Source organism: Micromonospora sp. NPDC005172, from assembly GCF_040608555.1.
GTDB lineage: Bacteria > Actinomycetota > Actinomycetes > Mycobacteriales > Micromonosporaceae > Micromonospora.
The window spans coordinates 73,175-89,979 of sequence record NZ_JBEXIL010000027.1; the positions used below are offsets into that span (position 1 = coordinate 73,175).

Sequence of the window (16,805 nt, forward strand, 5' to 3'; positions counted from 1 at the left end):
CGGTGTCACTTGAGCCCGGTGCGGCTCAGTGCGGACAGGAACTGGCGCTGGAACACGAGGAACACGATGATCATCGGTACGACCGACGAGGTGGCCGCGGCCATGGACAGGCCACCGGCGAGGCCGCCGTCGCCGTCGACGAAACGGGTCAGGCCGACGGGAAGCGTGTAGTTCTCGTCGCTGGAGAGCATGATCAGCGGCGTCTCGTAGCTGTTCCACGACCACACGAAGCCGAGAATCGCCAGTGCGGCGAGGACCGGCTTGGCCATCGGGAGGTAGATACGCCAGTAGATCGACCACTCGCCGGCACCGTCGATGCGTGCGGCCTCGGCGAGTTCTCCGGGTACGGCGGAGAAGTGCTGACGCATCAGGAATGTGCCGAAGACGGTGAACATGCTCGGCAGGATCAGCGCCCACAGGGTGTCGTACAGGCCGACGGCCTGGAAGAACATGAACCGGGGCACGAGCAGCAACTGGGTCGGCACGATCGAGGTCGCGATGTAGAGCAGGAAGAGGCGGTCGCGACCCTTGAACCGCATGCGGGCGAAGGCGTACCCGGCGAGGGAGGACGTGAACATCTCGCCGGCGACGGCAACGGTGGCCACGATCAGGGAGTTGCCGAAGTAGCGCAGCAGGGGTGGATCGCCGGCCCACACCTCGGCGTAGTTGACCCACCGGACCGGGTCGGGAATCCACGTCACCGGCAGCGTGAACACGTCGATGTTGCGTTTGAGCGAAGCCGAGATCATCCACAGCAGCGGGAGGGCGAAGAGCACCGCGATCGCCCACATGACGACGCTCAGCACCCAGGTGCGCAGGGTTCGGTCCGTACGGCTGCGGGTCATGTGTAGAGCCCCCGTCCCTTCTGGAACCGCCACAGCAGCAGCGTCAGCAGCAGTACCGCGGCGAACGTGACGACGCCTATCGCCGCGGCATAGCCGAACTTGTAGGCCTGGAATCCGGACTGGTACATGTAGTAGGCCAGCACGGTGGTGGACTCCCCCGGGCCGCCGCCGGTCAGGAAGGCGATCAACCCGAACCCCTGCGACGTGCCGATGAACGACGTGATCGCCAGGAAGACCGTGGTCGGCATGAGGCTCGGCCACGTGATCGCGCGGAACCGGCGCCATGCGCCAGCGCCGTCGATCATCGCCGCCTCGTGCAGGTCCTGGGGCAGTTCCTGCAGAGCGGCCAGGTAGATCACCGCTTGGTAGCCCATGCCGGCCCACACCTGGATGAGCACGAGCGCCGGCAGAGCCCAGTCCTCGGACACCAGCCAGGTCGGCGGCTCGGACAGGCCCAGGAACCGCAGGGCCTGGTTGAGCAGCCCGGCGCTGGGGTTGAGCACGAGCAGCCAGACCATACCGATGGCGACCGTGTTGACCATGCTGGGTACGAAGAACACGACCCGCAGCGCGGCCCGGCCGACCAGCGGCCGGTTGAGGGCCAGCGCGAGCAGCAGGCCGAACGCGATCGACAGCGGAACGCCGAGGCCGGCGAAGAACACGGTGCGGCCCAGGGCTTTCCAGAACTTGGGGTCGGCGAACAGCTCCGCGAAGTTGTCCAGGCCCACCCACTCGATCCCGCCCAGGCCGGACAGCACGTTCCAGCGGGTGAACGCGATGCCCAGCCCGGCCAGCATCGGACCGAGGGTGAAGGCGATCAGTCCGACGAGATTGGGGCCGATGAACAGCCACGGCAACCAGGAACGGACCCCGGCGGGCCGGCGCTTCTTCTCCCGTACGACGGGCGGTACCGGTGACCGGGCCGACCCAACCAGAGTCTGCATGTGTCTCTAGGCCGCCTTTTTGATCGCGGCGTCGCACTGTTCCTTGGCGGTCCGGGCCCACTGGTCGATGCTGATGTTCCCGAGCAGGACCCGCTGGTTGAGCCCGCTCATGATCGTGGAGATCTCCGCGTGCGCCGTCTGGATGGCGTCCACGGGGATCCGCGCGTCCGAGGTCAGCAGGTTGGTGACCAGCGACTGCTCGTCGAACAGCTTCGCGGCGTCGGGTCCGCCCAGATCGGCGGCCAGTTTGGCGGTGTCGCCCCCGGGCAGCGATGGGAGCCGGCCGCCGGGCACCATGTGTGCCGCGCCTTCGCCGAGCCAGAACTGCAGGAGCGTGAAGGCGGCGTCCTGGTGCTTGGACTTCTTGGTGATGGCCACGTTGTCGCCGTAGGCACCGGTGTTCCAGAACTGCGCGCCCTTCTGCGGCGCCGGCATCGGCAGCAGAACGGTCTTGAAGTCGTGCGGATACTCCTTGGTGTCCTTGATGTAGCGCATGACGAACGGCTGGGAGATCCACATCGCGACCTTCCCCGTGAGGAACGGGGTCTGGGCGAACGCGTCCCACTTCTGCGCGACGATCTCGGTCATCGGGACGGCGGACTTCTCGGCCATCATGTCCAGCCGGAGTTGGAAGTTCTCCCGGAACGCCGGGTGGTCGAAATTGGACTCGCGGCCGCCGGGCTTGTAGGTGAAGTCCGGGCCGAGCTGCTGGCGGGCAAGGTCCGGCGGGATGAGAGACCCGTACACGCCGTTGCCGGAAAGCTGCTTCGCGATCGCGCGGAAGTCGGCGGTCGTCCAGTCCGTCGGGACGGTGACGCCGGCCTTGTCGAGCAGGCTCTTGTTCGCCAGCACCGTCTCGACGCTGCGGCTGGCCGGGGCGGAGTACGCCTTGCCGTCGAAGAAGTAGTTGCTGGCCGGATTCGCGCCGGGGGCGAAGACCTTCAACACCGAGTCACCGGCGAGTCGGTCGGTGAGGTCGGTGAGCAGACCCGCCTCGACGCGCTTGGCCAGGGCCGAGCGCGCGTACGACACGACCACGTCGATGTCGAGACCGCCCTGCAGCGCGGTGTCGAGCTTGAGGTTGCCCTGATCGTCGTTGACGAAACGGGTGTACTTGACCTTGATGTTCGGGTGCTTCGCGGTGAACGCGGCGAACAGGGCGTCGGGTCCGTTCTCCGCGGGGACTCCGCCCCAGACGTTGAGGGTCACCGTGCCGGCGTCACCGGACTCGTCCTTGCCGCAGGCCGCGAGGAGGGCGGCGGAGCCCAGTCCGGCCGCGCCCGCGAGCAGGCGCCGGCGGCTGATCGTACGTGTCATGGCGTCACTTCCTGATCTGAGGATGGTGGCTGTCCGGGTGGGGACAGTGGATGGAGGTGCTCGGGGGTGAAGCCGAGCAGCCGCGTGGCCCGACCGGTGTCGATGGCGACGCTCCGGCCGGTCGATCGCGTCCGCCGGGGCACCCCCGGTAGGTGTTCGTCCAGCAGCGCCTCCGTGTCGGTGGCGCTCAGGGTGTCCGGCGCGGCGACGAACACCGCGTGGAATCCCGTCACGGGGGCGGTGAGGGCCAACAAGCCGGCGCGGGCGGCGTCGCGGGTGTCCAGGTACGCCCACATCTCCTTGGCCCCCCACGACGGGTGGTCGACGTAGTTGCGGGCGTAGGTGTCGAACTGGTCGCCGGAACCGCCGAGCAGCGGAAGGCGCAGTGCGACGACTGTCATCCCGTGCCGGCGGGCCATCATGGCGCCGATCGCCTCGTCGGTCTGCTTCGACAACGCGTACGGGTCGGCCACCTGCAGCGGCAGATCCTCGTCTATAGGCAGGTAGGCCGGTGTCTGCGGGTGCGGCGACCAGGGCAGACCGGTCACCGACAGGCTGCTGGCGAGCACGGCCCGGCGGACGCCCCGCTGAGCCGCCTCCTCCAACACGGTGAAGGTGGCCTGGGTGTTGGTGGTGAACACCTCGTGCGGTGTGCCGAGGGTGGGCGCGGGGATCGCCGCGCAGTGGAAGACGGCGTCGACCTCAGCGAGGGCGTCGCGTACCACGATGGGGTCCCCGGCGGATCCGGTCACCATCCGGTCCGCCCGGGTGTCGCCCGGGTCGTGCAGGTCGAGACCGGTGGTGGGGATGAGCTGGTCGGCGAAGAGCGTCAGGGCCGCCCGGCCCAGCCGTCCCGCCGCACCGGTGACCAGGATCCGCCGGGGCCCGCTCACGGCGCCATCACCTGCACCGGCCGGAACTCGGCGGTGTTCTTGGCCAGTACGATGCCGCCGCCCCACTGGATCCAGCCGGCCCGGCCGATGCCGTCGTCGTCATCGTTGACCACGAAGGACAGGGCGACCGGCGCGGTGGGCGGACCGCTGAGCCCGAGTGCGGACCAGGGCACCGACACGCGGTAGGAGGTGGTGGTCCCGTTCCGGACGATCGCCGCGGTCGCGCCGGGCGTCGCCCCGGCCACTCCGCCGGCCGGTGGCGTGAAGGTGTACACGGCCGGACCGGTGCCCAGCAGCGCCGCGCCGATCTCGACGCGGGCGGTCGACCGCCCCGGAAGGTCGGGGCTGACCGCCAGTTGGATGGAGTCGCCGTCCCACATACTGCCGGCCGTCTTCGTCTGGGCGTGGACGTTGTCGGTCACGTCGGCCGTCAACCACAGGGCGTCCGCGGTGCGGGTGAGCTTGACCGTTCCCGACAGGTCCGACGTGCCGCCGTAGGGAACCCGCCGGTAGTCGACCGCGCCGTCGGCCGCCAGATTCACGGGTACGACCGTGTTCTGTCCGTCGGCCTCGATCGGGTTGAAGCCGACGGTCCCACCGGCCCGGAACGCGCCCAACTGTGCCGTGTCCACGCGCACCGACATGTCGTAGGACTTCCACGGGACGATCCCCGCGACCGGTATGTCGACAGAGGTGACGGAGTTCGGCGGAACCGGGGCGACGCCGGTAACCGTGCCGCTCTGCGTCCCCACCGTCCAGGCGATCTGGGAGACGTCCAGAGCCGTCGCCGACTTGTTGTTGGTGATCTTGACCAGCAGCGACCCACCGAGCGGCCCGACCGACGTCACGATCGGATCGACGGTCGCCACGACCGGATCGGTGATCATCGCGTCGTCGCGCAGCACCATCGACGCCGATCCGCCGGACCCGGCCCGCACGTGCACCGTTCGCGGTCCCTTCACCGTGCTACCGGGAACGGTGACGGTCTTCGTTCCCACCTGCCCGGCCGGCGCGTACACCGCGTAGGTGCTGTCCTCGATCTGGAAGTTGGTCCACGTGCCTCCACCGCCGTGGGTCCGGTCCACCTTCAGCGTCACCGGGATGTCGTCGCCGACGGCGACCGTGTCCGGCACCGAGACGGAATACACCTTCGGGTTGCTCACCGCGAGGGCCGTCGGCTTGCCCTTGGTGAAGACCGGGTGCTCGGTCAGGTCCAGCGTCACCTTGCCCTGAAGGGGTTCCAGGGTGTTCGACCGGCCGTAGGCGTTGGTGACCGTGACGGGAGTGGTGGTGCTCAGCTCCACCTGGGTCGGCGTGGTCGCCCACATCACCCGGACCGGCGTCTTGCCGGCCCCGCCGGCGAACTCGTACGAGTAGACACCCGAGCCCAGGTTGTCGGCGGCACGGAAGTCCAGACCGGCGAGCTGGCGGATCAGCACCGACTGCGTGACCAGCGCCGGCTTCGGGGCGTAGGCGTTCATCCCCAGGTACCCGGGACGGCGCAGCACGCCGAAGTTGTACTCCTGGTTCGACGCGGTCGTGCCGTCGTTGAGGAAGTCGTACCAGTAGTAGCGGCTGGCCCCGTTGGCCACGGCCAGGCTGGCCGTGCGCACCAGGTAGTCGCCCTGCTGCAGTTCGGTGACGCCACCGCTGGTGTGGGTCGGGTATCCGTTCTCGGTGATGTCGATCGGCATGTCGCGACCGTTGTTGTAGCGGCGGATCAGGTCCTTGAACGTCGGGATCATGGTCACGCCGCGGACCTCCGGCGGTGCCGGGAAGCCGTAGAGGTGCGCGCTGAAGCGGTCCATGTACTGCAGGCCGCCGATCTGGAACAGCTCCTCCCACCACGCGGGTCCGCCGCCGGCCGGCGCGACGACCTCGGCCTGCGGGTGGTCGGCCTTCACCTTGGCGTAGGTCGCCTGCAACAGAGGTAGGTAGCACTGCGGGGTACGACCGCACAGGCCGTTGTTGAAGCCGCCGTCGAACTCGTTGTACACCTCGACCTTGTTGGTACCGGAGAGGGTGAGCATCGCTGAGGCGTAGGCGGCGAAGGCGGCGTGGCCCTCCGGCGTGCTCGGCGTCTTTCCGCCGTCGTAGAGCGGATTGGCGAACGCCGCGACCAGCAGAGGCTCCATGCCGTTGGCGGCCAGCCCGTTGAGGAACGGGGCGCCGTAGGTGGGCATGGTGTAGGTGCCGGCGGTCTTCTCCACGTGCTGCCAGGACAGGGCGTCGCGGACGTGGGTGTAACCGACCTTCGCCATCGTGGGAATGAGACTGGGCGGGTCGCTCTGGGAGAAGTGGGTCCCGACTCCCCACGGCGCCCCGGGTCTCCGGGCATCGGCGGGAAGCGCGTCCAGCAGCGCCACCGGCGTGTACCGGGTGACCGGGAGTCCACCCACCTCGGCAGTGACGCCGAGGGTGTAGTAGCCGGGCTTGACCGTGGCGAGGTTGACCGTCGCGGTGCCACCGGACACCGCGGCCGTGCCGCTGGCCGCCGGCACCCCCTGCTCGTCGGCGACCGCCCAGCTCACGCTGGCCGCGCTGGAGGTCACCGGGATGGTCCGCGGCTCGGATCCGCTGAAGACCAGGTTCGTCGCGGTGATGCGCACCGCCTCGGCAGTGCTGAAGCTGACCGAGACGTCGGAGACGCACAGGTCGGTGGCCGACCGCCCGAGCCGGCTGTCCCAGGAGGCGATGCGGAAGTCGGCGCCGGACGGCAGGTCGCCCTTGAACTCGGCGTCGGCCAACTGGAAGACGTAGGAACGCCAGACGTTCCCGCCGGTCAGCGGGACGGCGTCGCCGGCCCGGTTCTGCCCCGTGCCGTCGTACTGGATCGTGAAGTGTCCGGGGCCGGCGTCGAAGTAGCTGACCTTGACGAACGCGTACCCGGTGGTGGCCGGCTGTCGGGCGGCATCGACCCGGAAGTACAGGAAGTCGTTGGTGATCGGCGTCGTCGTGGTGGTCCAGCAGGGGCGGCCGCCCCGCTCCGTGGCAGCCGTGGAGATCTGGCCGGAGGCGTCGCCGGGATTGCCGGCCATGCCGTTCCACTGCGGGGTCGCCGAGAGCACCGCGGAGGCCGCGGCGGCGTCGGCGAACGCTGGAGGCGCGACGCCGATCATGGGTAGACCGATGAGAACGGCCAGTCCGGCCGCGACGTGCGTCCGCCACCTGTGGCGGTGCACATTCGAGGGTCGTATCAAGTTCGTCACCTCTCGGCTCAGCCACAGTCCGCTCGTTGGCGCATCGTCGTCCCGTGACTTGGGCGCGTGGCGAGCCGACCGGCTCGCCACGGTTCGCAGCATGTGGCGCCTTTCCGTCCCTGGCGGCAGCCCGCCGGACCCACCCCGTGATGGAGGAAACCGACCCGGGCAGCCCTCATCGCGCCTGCTCGAGCAGGGTCGACTGCGGCGACCAGGCGGGATCGTTGGTCAAGTGCGGCGAGCGTAATGGTGCAGTAATAGCACCGTCAAGACACGTCGATGAAACCCGAGCGACACGAGCCCGTAGCGCTCCGCAACGGAGTGATGCTATAAATGCAACATGTTGCCGTCTCAGCCGAACAAATCGCTCCAGGATGGGCTCGACTGCCTGCAGTTGCTGGCCAGTTCCGCTGAGGCCCTCGGCTCACGCGAGGTCGCACGACGGCTCGGGCTGGAACCTTCTCGCGCAAACCGGCTGCTCAAGACCCTCGCGCACATCCGACTGATCGAACAGGACGAGCGGCGCCGCTATCGTCCCGGCCCGGGAATCCATGCCCTGGCCGCGCAGAGCCTCTTCGGGTCGGGCCTGATCCGCCGCGCGCTCGGGCCGCTCGGCGAGCTGCACGTCCACGGTCACACCGTGGCCATGGGTGTGCTCTGGCGCGACCACATGTCGTACCTGTACCACGCCGACCCGGGCATGGACACCAGCACGGCCCTCGGCCGGATCGGCCTCTTCCCGGTCACCCGCTCCGGGCTCGGGATGGCGCTGCTGGCCTCCCAGGATGACGAGAACGTCCGCACCATGTGGGAGACCAGCGCGAACGAGACCCCGGTCGAGCAGGTCCTCACCGACCTGGCGGAGATCCGCGAAGCCGGTTTCGCCCTGCGCGCCGGCAAGACCGAGCGCACCGTTGCCGTCACCGTCGGCTCGGCACCGTACGCCGCGATCGGCCTGTCCGGCCGCTTCCCCGACGCGCACATTCCTGAACTCGTCAGCGCACTCCGGCACGCGGCAGAGAAGATAGAGAAGTACGGCTGAGACGGACCTGAATCTCGGCACCCGCCGGCGGCGAACGCCCGACCCGGGGCCGTTGCTCGCCGCGATCGGCTCCTGGCGTGCGGGGCAGGAAACAAGAACACCCGCTACCGGAGATCCGATAACGGGCCAGCTGACCTGCTTGTATCTGGTGGGCGATACTGGGTTTGAACCAGTGACCTCTTCCGTGTCAGGGAAGCGCGCTCCCACTGCGCCAATCGCCCGTGTTGCCGCTCGACCTGGCCGCTGGGCCCGTCGAGACGGATCGCGAGCGGACGACGGGATTCGAACCCGCGACCCTCACCTTGGCAAGGTGATGCGCTACCAGCTGCGCTACGTCCGCACGCCGCCGACAAGCGCCGGCGACGAAGCGAACTCTACCCGATGCCAAGATCGGTGGACGCGGCACCCTCGGACGACGGCGATTGCGCTGCTCGACGGCGGGGTACTGATGAACCTCGACAGCACACCACACCCCCTAAGGAGGCTGTCGTGGGTATCGGCACCAGCATCTTCCTGATCGCGCTCGGCGCGATTCTCACCTTCGCGCTCGACGCGAGCGTCGGCGGCATCAACCTCGACGTGGTCGGCTGGATCCTGATGGGCGCCGGCGTGCTCGGGCTGATCATGACTGCGTTGATCTTCCAGCGCCGCCGTACCGCCGTCGTGACCACCACCGAGCAGCCGGTCGAGTACCGCCGGGTCGAGGAGCGGCGGGACATCGCCCCGCCGCTGTGACGCGATCCGGTGTACGGGCCGGCGACCTCCCCGAGGATGCCGGCCCGTCCCGTTTTCGCAGGTGGAGACCACCGACAGGCTCGCCCTCCACTTCGTGGGTACGCAGCCCTTCGGCGAAGATTCCTCGCCGCCACCGCAGAAAAGCCGCCCGGGGGCATGGTCAACGACGCCGCCGATTGCGAAACTGCTGGCAATGTCCAGCACCCCGCTCTCCCTGCCGCAGCCGTCCGCCCGGGCGCCCGAGTTCGGCCGGGACGCGCTCATCGTCTGCGAGAACCTGGTCCGGATCTACCAGACCGGTTCGATCGAGGTCCAGGCCCTGCAGGGACTGGACCTGGCCGTCGAGAGCGGTGAGCTGATCGCCGTCGTCGGCGCCTCGGGATCGGGCAAGTCGACGCTGCTCTCCATCCTGGCCGGCATCGACGCCCCCACCGCCGGCCGGGTCCGGGTCGCACAGTGGAATCTGCTGTCGATGTCCCGCGCCGACCGGGTCGACTACCGACGGCGTACCGTCGGCTTCGTACGGCAGCAGACGGCGAGCAACCTGATCCCCTACCTCACCGCACGGGAGATGGTGGACCTGCCGATGACGGCGGCCCGCACCGCGAAGAAGGAACGCCGGGAGCGCGCCGCCGAACTGCTGGACAGCCTCGGTGTCGCCGACTGCGCCGAGCGGCGCCCCGGACAACTCTCCGGAGGACAGCAGATGCGGGTCGCGATCGCCGTGGCGCTGGCCAACCAACCGCGGGTCCTGCTCGCCGACGAACCGACCGGCGAGTTGGACGCGGCCACCTCCGCGGAGGTCTTCGGTGTGCTGCGGGACGTCAACCGGCGGTACGGCGTCACCGTCGTCGTGGTGACCCACGACCCGGAGGTCAGCAGCCAGGTAGAACGGACCGTCGCGATCCGGGACGGTCGCACCAGCAGCGAGGTGCTGCGCCGCACCACCACCGACGCGGAGGGCGACACGCACATGATCGCCGAGGAGTACGCCGTGATGGACCGGGCCGGACGCGTTCAGGTGCCCCGCGAGTTCCGCCAGGCGCTGGCGCTGACCCGACGAGTCCGGCTGGCCCTGGAACCCGACCACATCACGATCCACTCCGACTCGCGAAGCGGCGAATGAGCACCGAGCCGCTGCTGCGCGTGCGCGACCTGCACCGACGCTTCCGCAGCGGGCCGACCGTCGTCCACGCCCTGCGCGGCGTGTCGTTCGACGTGACCGCCGGTTCGATGGTGGCGCTCGTCGGCCGGTCCGGCTCGGGCAAGACCACCCTGCTCAACGTCATCGGCGGCCTGGACCGCCCGGACGCCGGCACCGTGCACATCGACGGGACCGACGTCACCGCGCTCGACGAGGATGGCCTGTCCCGGCTGCGGCGGGAGAAGGTGTCGTACGTCTTCCAGAGCTTCGGTCTGATCCCGGTGCTGTCCGCCACCGAGAACGTCGCCGCGCCGCTGCGGCTGGCCCGCGTCGCCCCGGCCGAGCGCGAGCGCCGGGTCGCGTTGCTGCTGGAACTGGTCGGCCTGGCCGACCACGCCCAGCAGCGCCCGACCGAGCTGTCCGGCGGCCAACAGCAGCGGGTGGCGATCGCCCGCGCGCTGGCCGCCTCGCCCCGGCTCCTGCTCGCCGACGAGCCCACCGGGCAACTGGACGCCGAGACGGGCCTGTCGGTGATGGCACTGCTGCGTGGGGTCGCGGAGTCCGAAGGCGTCACCGTGCTGGTGTCGACCCACGACGCGGTGATGATGGCCCTGGCCGACCGGGTCATCCGCATCCAGGACGGGCACCTCGACAACCAGGCGACCGGGCAACCGTCCACGTCCGCACCGAACGCCGGGTGACGCGACGATGCTGAGGCTGGTCAGCCGGCGCGCCCGCGCGCAGTGGCCGCTGCTGGCAGCCCTCCTCGGGGTCGTCACGATCGGCGCCACCCTGCTCGGCACCTGCACCCTCCTGATCACCCGCACCGCCGAGCGGGCGCTGGAGGTCGCCATGGCCCGCGCCGCCCCCGCCGCCGTCGACGCGACCGTCTACACCGGCGCCGTCGAGGGCCCGGACGTGCCGGCCGTGGCCGCCGACACCCGCAGCGTGGTGACCTCCGCGCTCGCACCGCTACCGGTGACGACGACCGCACGGGCGTCCACGGTGCTGCGGGCCCTGCCGCCCGCGCTCGCCCCGGGCACCTCCGTCGGAGCCCAGGCGTACCTGTCGGGGTTGGACGACCTGCCGGCCCGCGCCGAACTGGTCACCGGACGCTGGCCACAGCACCCCGGCGACGCGGTGCTGCTGGAGTCCACGGCCCAACTGCTCGACCTCATCCCCGGCAGCCGGGTGCACCTCGGTGCCGAGTTGGCCCACCCGCCCGTCCCGGCCATCGACGTGACAGTCGTCGGGGTCGTACGCCCGCTGCCGGGGCGCGGCTGGGACCGTGACCCCCTCGCCGCGGCCGGCTCCGCCACCGGCTATCGGGACGGCCGTTTCCTCCAGCCGGTAAACGCCTACGGCCCCTTCCTGATGGACCTCGCCGACCTGCTCACCACCGGCGCCACCGTCGACCGGATGGAGATCACCGCTCATCCGGACCTGTCCCACACGAACCGCCGCGACCTGGAGACCGTGGCCGGGGGCGTCCGCGAGGCCGACCGACGGCTGGCCGGCACCCTCGGCGACCGGGTCACGCTCGCACGTGTCGCCTCCGACCTGCCGCTGACCCTGCGGGCCGCCGACGACCAGCGGCACGTCACCGCAGCCGTCGTGCTCGCCATCGCCGTCCTCGGCGGTTTCCTGGCCGCGACGGCACTCGTCCTCGCCGGCCGGCTGACGGCGGGCATACGGGCCGACGAGACCGCCCTGCGGTCCGCCGTGGGCACCAGCGGTCGCCAACTCGCCGCCACCGCGACACTCGAGGCCGGGCTCCTCGCCGCCGTCGCCGCCGCGCTGGCGATACCGGCCTCGTCGGCCCTGCACGCCGGCCTGACCCACCTGCCGCCGCTGGACCACGCCGGCCTCACCGTCCGGCCGGCCATCGTCGGCGTCCAGGTCCTCGCGGTCGTCGGCGGCGCGCTGGTGCTCGCCGCCGTGCTCACCGTCCTGGCGATCCGGGCCGTCCCGACGGCAGGCGACCGGGGCACCCGCCGCGAACTGCTGGCCCGGTCGGGCGCAGACCTGATGCTCACGGTGTTCGCCGCCATCGGATGGTGGCAGCTGTACGCGCAGCCCAGCGCCGCCAGTCCACGCGCCGACGCGGTCCGGGTGCTCGCGCCCGCGCTGCTGCTCACCGCAGGTGCCGCCCTGGCGCTCCGGGTGGTACTGCCCGCACTGCGCGGCGTCGACCGGCTGGCGTACCGCGCCCGCGGGCTCGCGCTGCCGCTGGCGGTCGCCGAGGCCGCCCGCCGGCCCCAGGCGGTCGCCGCCGGGCTGCTCGTCGGGCTGGCCTGCGCTGCCGCGACCTTCGGCCTCGCCTTCGACACGACGTGGCACCAGTCGCAGCGCGACCAGGCCGCGCTCTCCGTCGGCACCGATCTCGCACTCACCCTCGGTACCGCGCCGGCGGCCGGAGACGGCAGGCTGGTCAGCGCGGCCACCGCGGGGGCGGTGAGTCCGGCCCTCGACCGTGGCACGACCGTCGGTCAGTGGCTCGGCACCGACGGCGAGGCGCCGCGCCTGGTCGCCGTCGACACCACCCGCGCCGAGGCACTGCTGCGCGGGCGGGTGGACGGCGACCGGGGATGGGCGGACGTCGCCGCCACGCTGGCGCCACGTACCCGGGTCACCGGCATCGCCGTCGCGGCCGGGGCGTCACTCGTCCTGAGCGGTACGGCGATCGGTGACGTCCCGCTCGCCGTGACGCCCCGGGTGCTGTTGCAGGACGCGACAGGCCTCCGCACGTCCTGCACCGGTCCCGTCGTACCGCTGGACGGTCGGGAGGTTCGACTGCCCGCCTGCGCGACGGCTGACGGGTTACGCCTCGTCGCGGTCGCCCTGCCGGTCACCGCCGACACGGTCGGCGAACCCGTAGCCGTAGCCGTCACGCTCACCGTGCCCGCACCCGGCTCGACGGAGAGGACCACCGACGCATCACCCTGGACCGCCACGTCCGCGCCGCCGATCCCGAGCAAGGTGGGCAACCCGAGCGTCACGCTCTCCAGCACGCCCACGGGAACCGCGCTGCGGATGGCCGCGACCGTCGAGCTCGGGGGCGCCGAGGACGCCGCCCGAACCCTCGTCGCCAGCGCCTTCACGGACCCCGGCCCGGTGCCCGTCGCCGTCTCCGCCCGCTTCGCCGACGAGGTCGGCGCCGACAACGGCAGCCAGCTCAGCGTCATGGTCGGCATCACGCCCGTCCCGATCGTCGTCACCGAGGTCGTGCCGACCGTGCCGTCCGCTCCCGGCGCCGTCGCCGTCCTGGCCGATTTGGACACGCTGTCCCGCGCACGTGTCGTCGTCGGCGATCTGGCGTTCCCGGTCGACGCCTGGTGGGTCGGCAACCCCGCCGGTCCCGACGCCGCCGAGCGGACCGCCGCCCTGCACCTGGGCACCGTCGCGACCCGCGAGGCGGAGACCGCCCGCCTCACCGGCGGCCCGCTGCGGGCCGGGCTGCCGGGCGCGTTCCGGCTCATCGTCCCGGCCGCGGCTCTGCTGCTGCTCGCCGGAGTCGTCCTGCACGTCACCTGCGATCTGCAGGCCCGCGCCGTCGAGGTGGCTCGGCTGCGCGGCCTGGGGATGTCCCGGCGCGGCATCCGGACCGTGCTGCTCGGCCAGCATGCCGGCGTACTGCTGCCCCTGCTCGCGGCGGGCACGGTCGTCGGCGCGCTCGCCACCCGCGTTGTCGCTCCCCTGCTCGTCCGCTCCGACACCGGCGCCGCACCCGTCCCGGTCGCCCAGTCACACTGGCCGTGGTCGGCCGAGGCCGCACTGCTCGCCGTGCTGCTGGCCGGATGTCTGCTGGCGGTCGCGGTCGTGGTCACCGTCCAGGTCCGCCGGGCGGACGCCGCGCACCTGCGGGTGGCGCCGTGAACCGGCGGCTGACCCGCCGGTGGCTCGCGCCGCACTGGCCCAGCATCCGTGGCCGTGGCCGGGCCGACGCCGGCCCGCTGCTGCTCACCGCCGCCGTCATCGCGGCCGTCGCGCTGCTCGCCGGGGCCGTGCCGGTGCTGCTCCGCACCGCCGCCGACGAGGCCGTCCGGGACACGGTCCGCCGCGCCGGCCAGGACTCGAACGTCCTCGCACACGCCGCCTGGGAACGCGACGACGGCCCGACCGGCGGTCGGGTCCGGACTGCGGGCCTCGCCGAGGACGTCGACAATTTCCGGGTACGGGCGAAACGGGCGCTCGGGCCCGACCTCGACGCGGCACTGCTGCCGCCCATCGCCGTCGTCAGCGGTCCGATCCTCAACGTCACCGAGGGCAACGCGCCGCGTACCTTCCAGTTCACCTACCTGGCCGGTGACTCCGGCGGCCCGGACGTGACCTGGGTCGCCGGGAGCGCGCCCGGCCCCGCCGTCCCTGGCGAGTTCGTCGAAGCCCCCTACAACGGACCGCCCTGGCCGGTGCAGGTCGGCCTCTCCGAAGTGGACGCCGCCGCGCTCGACCTCGGCCCCGGTGATCGGATCCCGCTCAAGGACGGCCGCGGTCGCGGGAAGGACGTCCGGATCAGCGGAATCTACCGACCCGCGGACAGCGCCGACCCCGCCTGGCTGCTCGCCCCGGCGCTCCTGCGTCCCGTGCCCGGCATCGACGGCATGGGGATCACCCGGTTCGCCGGCCTGTTGTCGCGCGAGTCGTTGCCGGACGCCCGACTCGCCGTCGACCAGGACCAACTGCGGCGCACCGTCCAGTTCACGCCCGAACCCGACGCGCTCACCTGGGACACCACCGCGACGCTCGCCAGCCGGGTGGTCGAACTCAAGGCGACCTCCGGCTCGTCGGGCGCCCGTGACGACTCCCTCAAGTGGGAGTCCCAGCTCGACACCGCCCTGCGCGACGCCCGTGGGCGGATCAGCGCCGCCTGGGCACAGGCCGCCGTCCTGCTCACCGGCGTGCTGACCGCCACGGTACTGCTCCTGCTGCTCGCCGCCGCCCTGCTGGTCGCCCGCCGTGGCCCGGCGCTGAGCGTCGCCCGACAGCGTGGGGCGGCGTTACCCGACCTCGGTGCGGAACTGGCCATGGAGTCCACCGCGGTCTCCCTGTCCGCCGCCGCGGTCGGGCTCGCGCTCGCCCGTGTGGCGGCACCGGACGTCTCCTGGCCCTGGGCTGTTCCCGTGGTCCTGGCCGGGGCCGTGGCCGCGCCGGCGTTCGGCATCCTCGCCGCCGCCCGCGCCAGCCGGGACCGGCGTCAACCCGCCAACCCGGCCGCTCGGCGCTGGGTCCGGGCCACCGGCGAGCTGCGCCGCTTCGCCGTGGAGGCCGCGGTCCTGATCGCCGCAGTCGCCGCCTTCGTCACGCTGCACCAGGGCGGTCTCCTGCCTGTCGCGTCCGGCAGCAGCGGCACCGGCGAGCTGACGGGCGACCTCATCCTGCCGATCAGCGCCCTCTCCCTGGGCGTGCTCGTCGGTGCGCTCGTCCTGCTTCGCCTGCTGCCCGTCGGGGCACGGTTGGCGCTTCGACGGGCCCTGCGCTCGCGCCGCCCGCTGGCCGTGTTCGGTGCCGCTCGGGCGACCACCACGGCCGGTCGCGCGCTGCCGCTGCTGGTGCTGGTGAGTGCCACGGCGCTCGCGTCGTTCGCGCTCATCCTCGGGTCCACGGTCAGCCGGGGCCTGGCCGACGGCGCGTGGAGCACCGTCGGCGCGGACGCCCGCCTCGACGTCGGCGCCGAAGCCGAGGCCGCCACGGCCGGCGTCGCCGAACGCGTCGCCGCCGCACCCGGGGTGGAGCAGGTGGTCGTCGCGCAGGTGACCGACTCGGCGCACGTCTTCGCCGAGTCGACGCTGTTCACCCCACGCCTGGTAGTCGTGGATGCCGACGCGTTCCAGCGTCTGCTGGCCAGCACCCCGCTGCCGGACGCGCCGGCACTGGCCCGGCTCACGGTGCCCGGTCCTGGCGGCGGTGACGTCCCGGCGCTGGTCCGGTCGGGCAACGGCGACCTGCGGACCGGGATGCGGTTGCAGCTGTCCCGGGACGACGCCCCGGCGATCCGTCTCACCGCCGTCGGTACCGCGCCGTCCGTCGACGGTGCCGGTGACGTCGTCATCGTGGACGCCGGGGCCCTCGCCGCCGCCGGGCTGCCCGCCGTCCCGAACACCGTCTGGGTGACCGGCCCCGGTGCGGCGCGGGCGTTGTCGGCAAGCGGCGTGACCGCCGACGTCGTGCTGCGCGCGGACGCCCTCCGGGCGCAGCGGGTCGCGCCGCTGACCGCGGGGCTGCTAAGGCTGGCGTGGACGGCCGCCGCGGTGCTGCTGGCGCTGGGGCTGCTCGGCCTCGCGCTCGCCGCCGCCGCGAGCGCGTCGGAGCGGTGGCAGACCCTGACCCGGCTGCGGACCCTCGGCCTGCGGCCACGCGACGCCCGTTGGGTGGCGGCTGGTGAAGTGTTGCCGCCGGCGGTGGTCGCCGCGGTCTGCGGACCGCTCCTCGGGGTCCTGCTCACACGCCTGACGATCGGCCCGCTCGACCTGCGGCTGATCACCGGTCAGGCCGCCGACCCGGCGGCGGTCCTGCCGTGGTGGCTGCTCGGCCTGGTGAGCGTGGCGTTGCTGGCGGCGGCCGCCCTGATCGTGCCTGTCGAGTCGGCGCTGCGGCGGCGCGACCGGCTGAGCGAGGTGCTCCGCGCCGGCGAGTAGGTGGGCGGAATCGTCGAGGCCCGTTACCGGACATCCGGTAACGGGCCTCG

General features: G+C 71.9%; 11 protein-coding genes and 2 tRNA genes. 6 read left to right on the forward strand and 7 right to left on the reverse strand.

Translation table 11 applies throughout. From position 1 onward, the window contains the following. Window positions 1-5: 5 nt before the first annotated feature. Genes ABZV06_RS19660 through ABZV06_RS19680 form a run of 5 tightly spaced genes read right to left on the reverse strand, consistent with a single transcriptional unit; the run spans window position 6 to window position 7,181 of the window. Entirely contained in the window at window positions 6-845 is an 840-nt protein-coding gene (locus ABZV06_RS19660) for a carbohydrate ABC transporter permease (protein ID WP_355623102.1), read from the reverse strand. Continuing rightward, window positions 842-1,789, reverse strand: coding sequence for a sugar ABC transporter permease (locus ABZV06_RS19665; RefSeq protein WP_355233824.1), 948 nt, complete (start codon window positions 1,787-1,789; stop codon window positions 842-844). The genes ABZV06_RS19660 and ABZV06_RS19665 overlap by 4 nt, the downstream gene beginning before the upstream one ends. Before the next feature lie 6 nt (window positions 1,790-1,795). Next, window positions 1,796-3,106 (reverse strand): extracellular solute-binding protein, encoded by a 1,311-nt coding sequence (locus ABZV06_RS19670; protein WP_355623105.1) that lies wholly within the window; start codon window positions 3,104-3,106, stop codon window positions 1,796-1,798. Beyond that, window positions 3,103-3,999, reverse strand: a complete 897-nt coding sequence (locus tag ABZV06_RS19675) for an NAD(P)-dependent oxidoreductase (protein WP_355623108.1) — start codon at window positions 3,997-3,999, stop codon at window positions 3,103-3,105. The genes ABZV06_RS19670 and ABZV06_RS19675 overlap by 4 nt, the downstream gene beginning before the upstream one ends. After that, entirely contained in the window at window positions 3,996-7,181 is a 3,186-nt protein-coding gene (locus tag ABZV06_RS19680) for a sugar-binding protein (protein WP_355623111.1), read from the reverse strand. The genes ABZV06_RS19675 and ABZV06_RS19680 overlap by 4 nt, the downstream gene beginning before the upstream one ends. A gap of 358 nt (window positions 7,182-7,539) precedes the next feature. On the opposite strand from ABZV06_RS19680, the gene ABZV06_RS19685 reads away from it, so the two are divergent. Then, complete coding sequence (locus ABZV06_RS19685; RefSeq protein WP_355623114.1) at window positions 7,540-8,241, forward strand: helix-turn-helix domain-containing protein; 702 nt, start codon at window positions 7,540-7,542, stop codon at window positions 8,239-8,241. Between the two features lie 146 nt (window positions 8,242-8,387). On the opposite strand, the gene ABZV06_RS19690 is transcribed toward ABZV06_RS19685, so the two are convergent. Together ABZV06_RS19690 and ABZV06_RS19695 are read right to left on the reverse strand one after the other, a co-directional pair. Next, window positions 8,388-8,462, reverse strand: a tRNA-Val gene (locus ABZV06_RS19690). A gap of 46 nt (window positions 8,463-8,508) precedes the next feature. Next, window positions 8,509-8,581 (reverse strand) — tRNA-Gly (locus tag ABZV06_RS19695). Window positions 8,582-8,730: 149 nt separating this feature from the next. Here ABZV06_RS19695 and ABZV06_RS19700 point away from each other — a divergent pair. The 5 genes from ABZV06_RS19700 (at window position 8,731) to ABZV06_RS19720 (ending at window position 16,755) form a co-directional block, all read left to right on the forward strand. Next, the gene (locus tag ABZV06_RS19700; protein WP_355233844.1) at window positions 8,731-8,976 is read left to right on the forward strand and encodes a DUF6458 family protein; all 246 of its coding nucleotides are present in this window, start codon (window positions 8,731-8,733) and stop codon (window positions 8,974-8,976) included. A 193-nt stretch (window positions 8,977-9,169) separates the two neighbouring features. After that, entirely contained in the window at window positions 9,170-10,102 is a 933-nt protein-coding gene (locus ABZV06_RS19705; protein WP_355233846.1) for an ABC transporter ATP-binding protein, read from the forward strand. Then, window positions 10,099-10,821, forward strand: coding sequence for an ABC transporter ATP-binding protein (locus ABZV06_RS19710; protein WP_355623117.1), 723 nt, complete (start codon window positions 10,099-10,101; stop codon window positions 10,819-10,821). The genes ABZV06_RS19705 and ABZV06_RS19710 overlap by 4 nt, the downstream gene beginning before the upstream one ends. A gap of 7 nt (window positions 10,822-10,828) precedes the next feature. Continuing rightward, a complete protein-coding gene (locus ABZV06_RS19715) occupies window positions 10,829-13,996 on the forward strand; it encodes an FtsX-like permease family protein (RefSeq protein ID WP_355623120.1) in 3,168 nt (1,055 codons plus the stop codon). Beyond that, entirely contained in the window at window positions 13,993-16,755 is a 2,763-nt protein-coding gene (locus ABZV06_RS19720; protein ID WP_355623123.1) for an FtsX-like permease family protein, read from the forward strand. Before ABZV06_RS19715 ends, ABZV06_RS19720 begins: the two co-directional genes overlap by 4 nt. Window positions 16,756-16,805: the final 50 nt, after the last annotated feature.

Coding starts and splice junctions, on each gene's coding strand:
- ABZV06_RS19685 (WP_355623114.1), top strand. CDS start 7,540: ATGTTGCCGTCTCAGCCGAACAAATCGCTCCAGGATGGGCTCGACTGC.
- ABZV06_RS19710 (WP_355623117.1), top strand. CDS start 10,099: ATGAGCACCGAGCCGCTGCTGCGCGTGCGCGACCTGCACCGACGCTTC.
- ABZV06_RS19715 (WP_355623120.1), top strand. CDS start 10,829: ATGCTGAGGCTGGTCAGCCGGCGCGCCCGCGCGCAGTGGCCGCTGCTG.
- ABZV06_RS19665 (WP_355233824.1), bottom strand. CDS start 1,789: ATGCAGACTCTGGTTGGGTCGGCCCGGTCACCGGTACCGCCCGTCGTA.
- ABZV06_RS19660 (WP_355623102.1), bottom strand. CDS start 845: ATGACCCGCAGCCGTACGGACCGAACCCTGCGCACCTGGGTGCTGAGC.
- ABZV06_RS19670 (WP_355623105.1), bottom strand. CDS start 3,106: ATGACACGTACGATCAGCCGCCGGCGCCTGCTCGCGGGCGCGGCCGGA.
- ABZV06_RS19705 (WP_355233846.1), top strand. CDS start 9,170: ATGTCCAGCACCCCGCTCTCCCTGCCGCAGCCGTCCGCCCGGGCGCCC.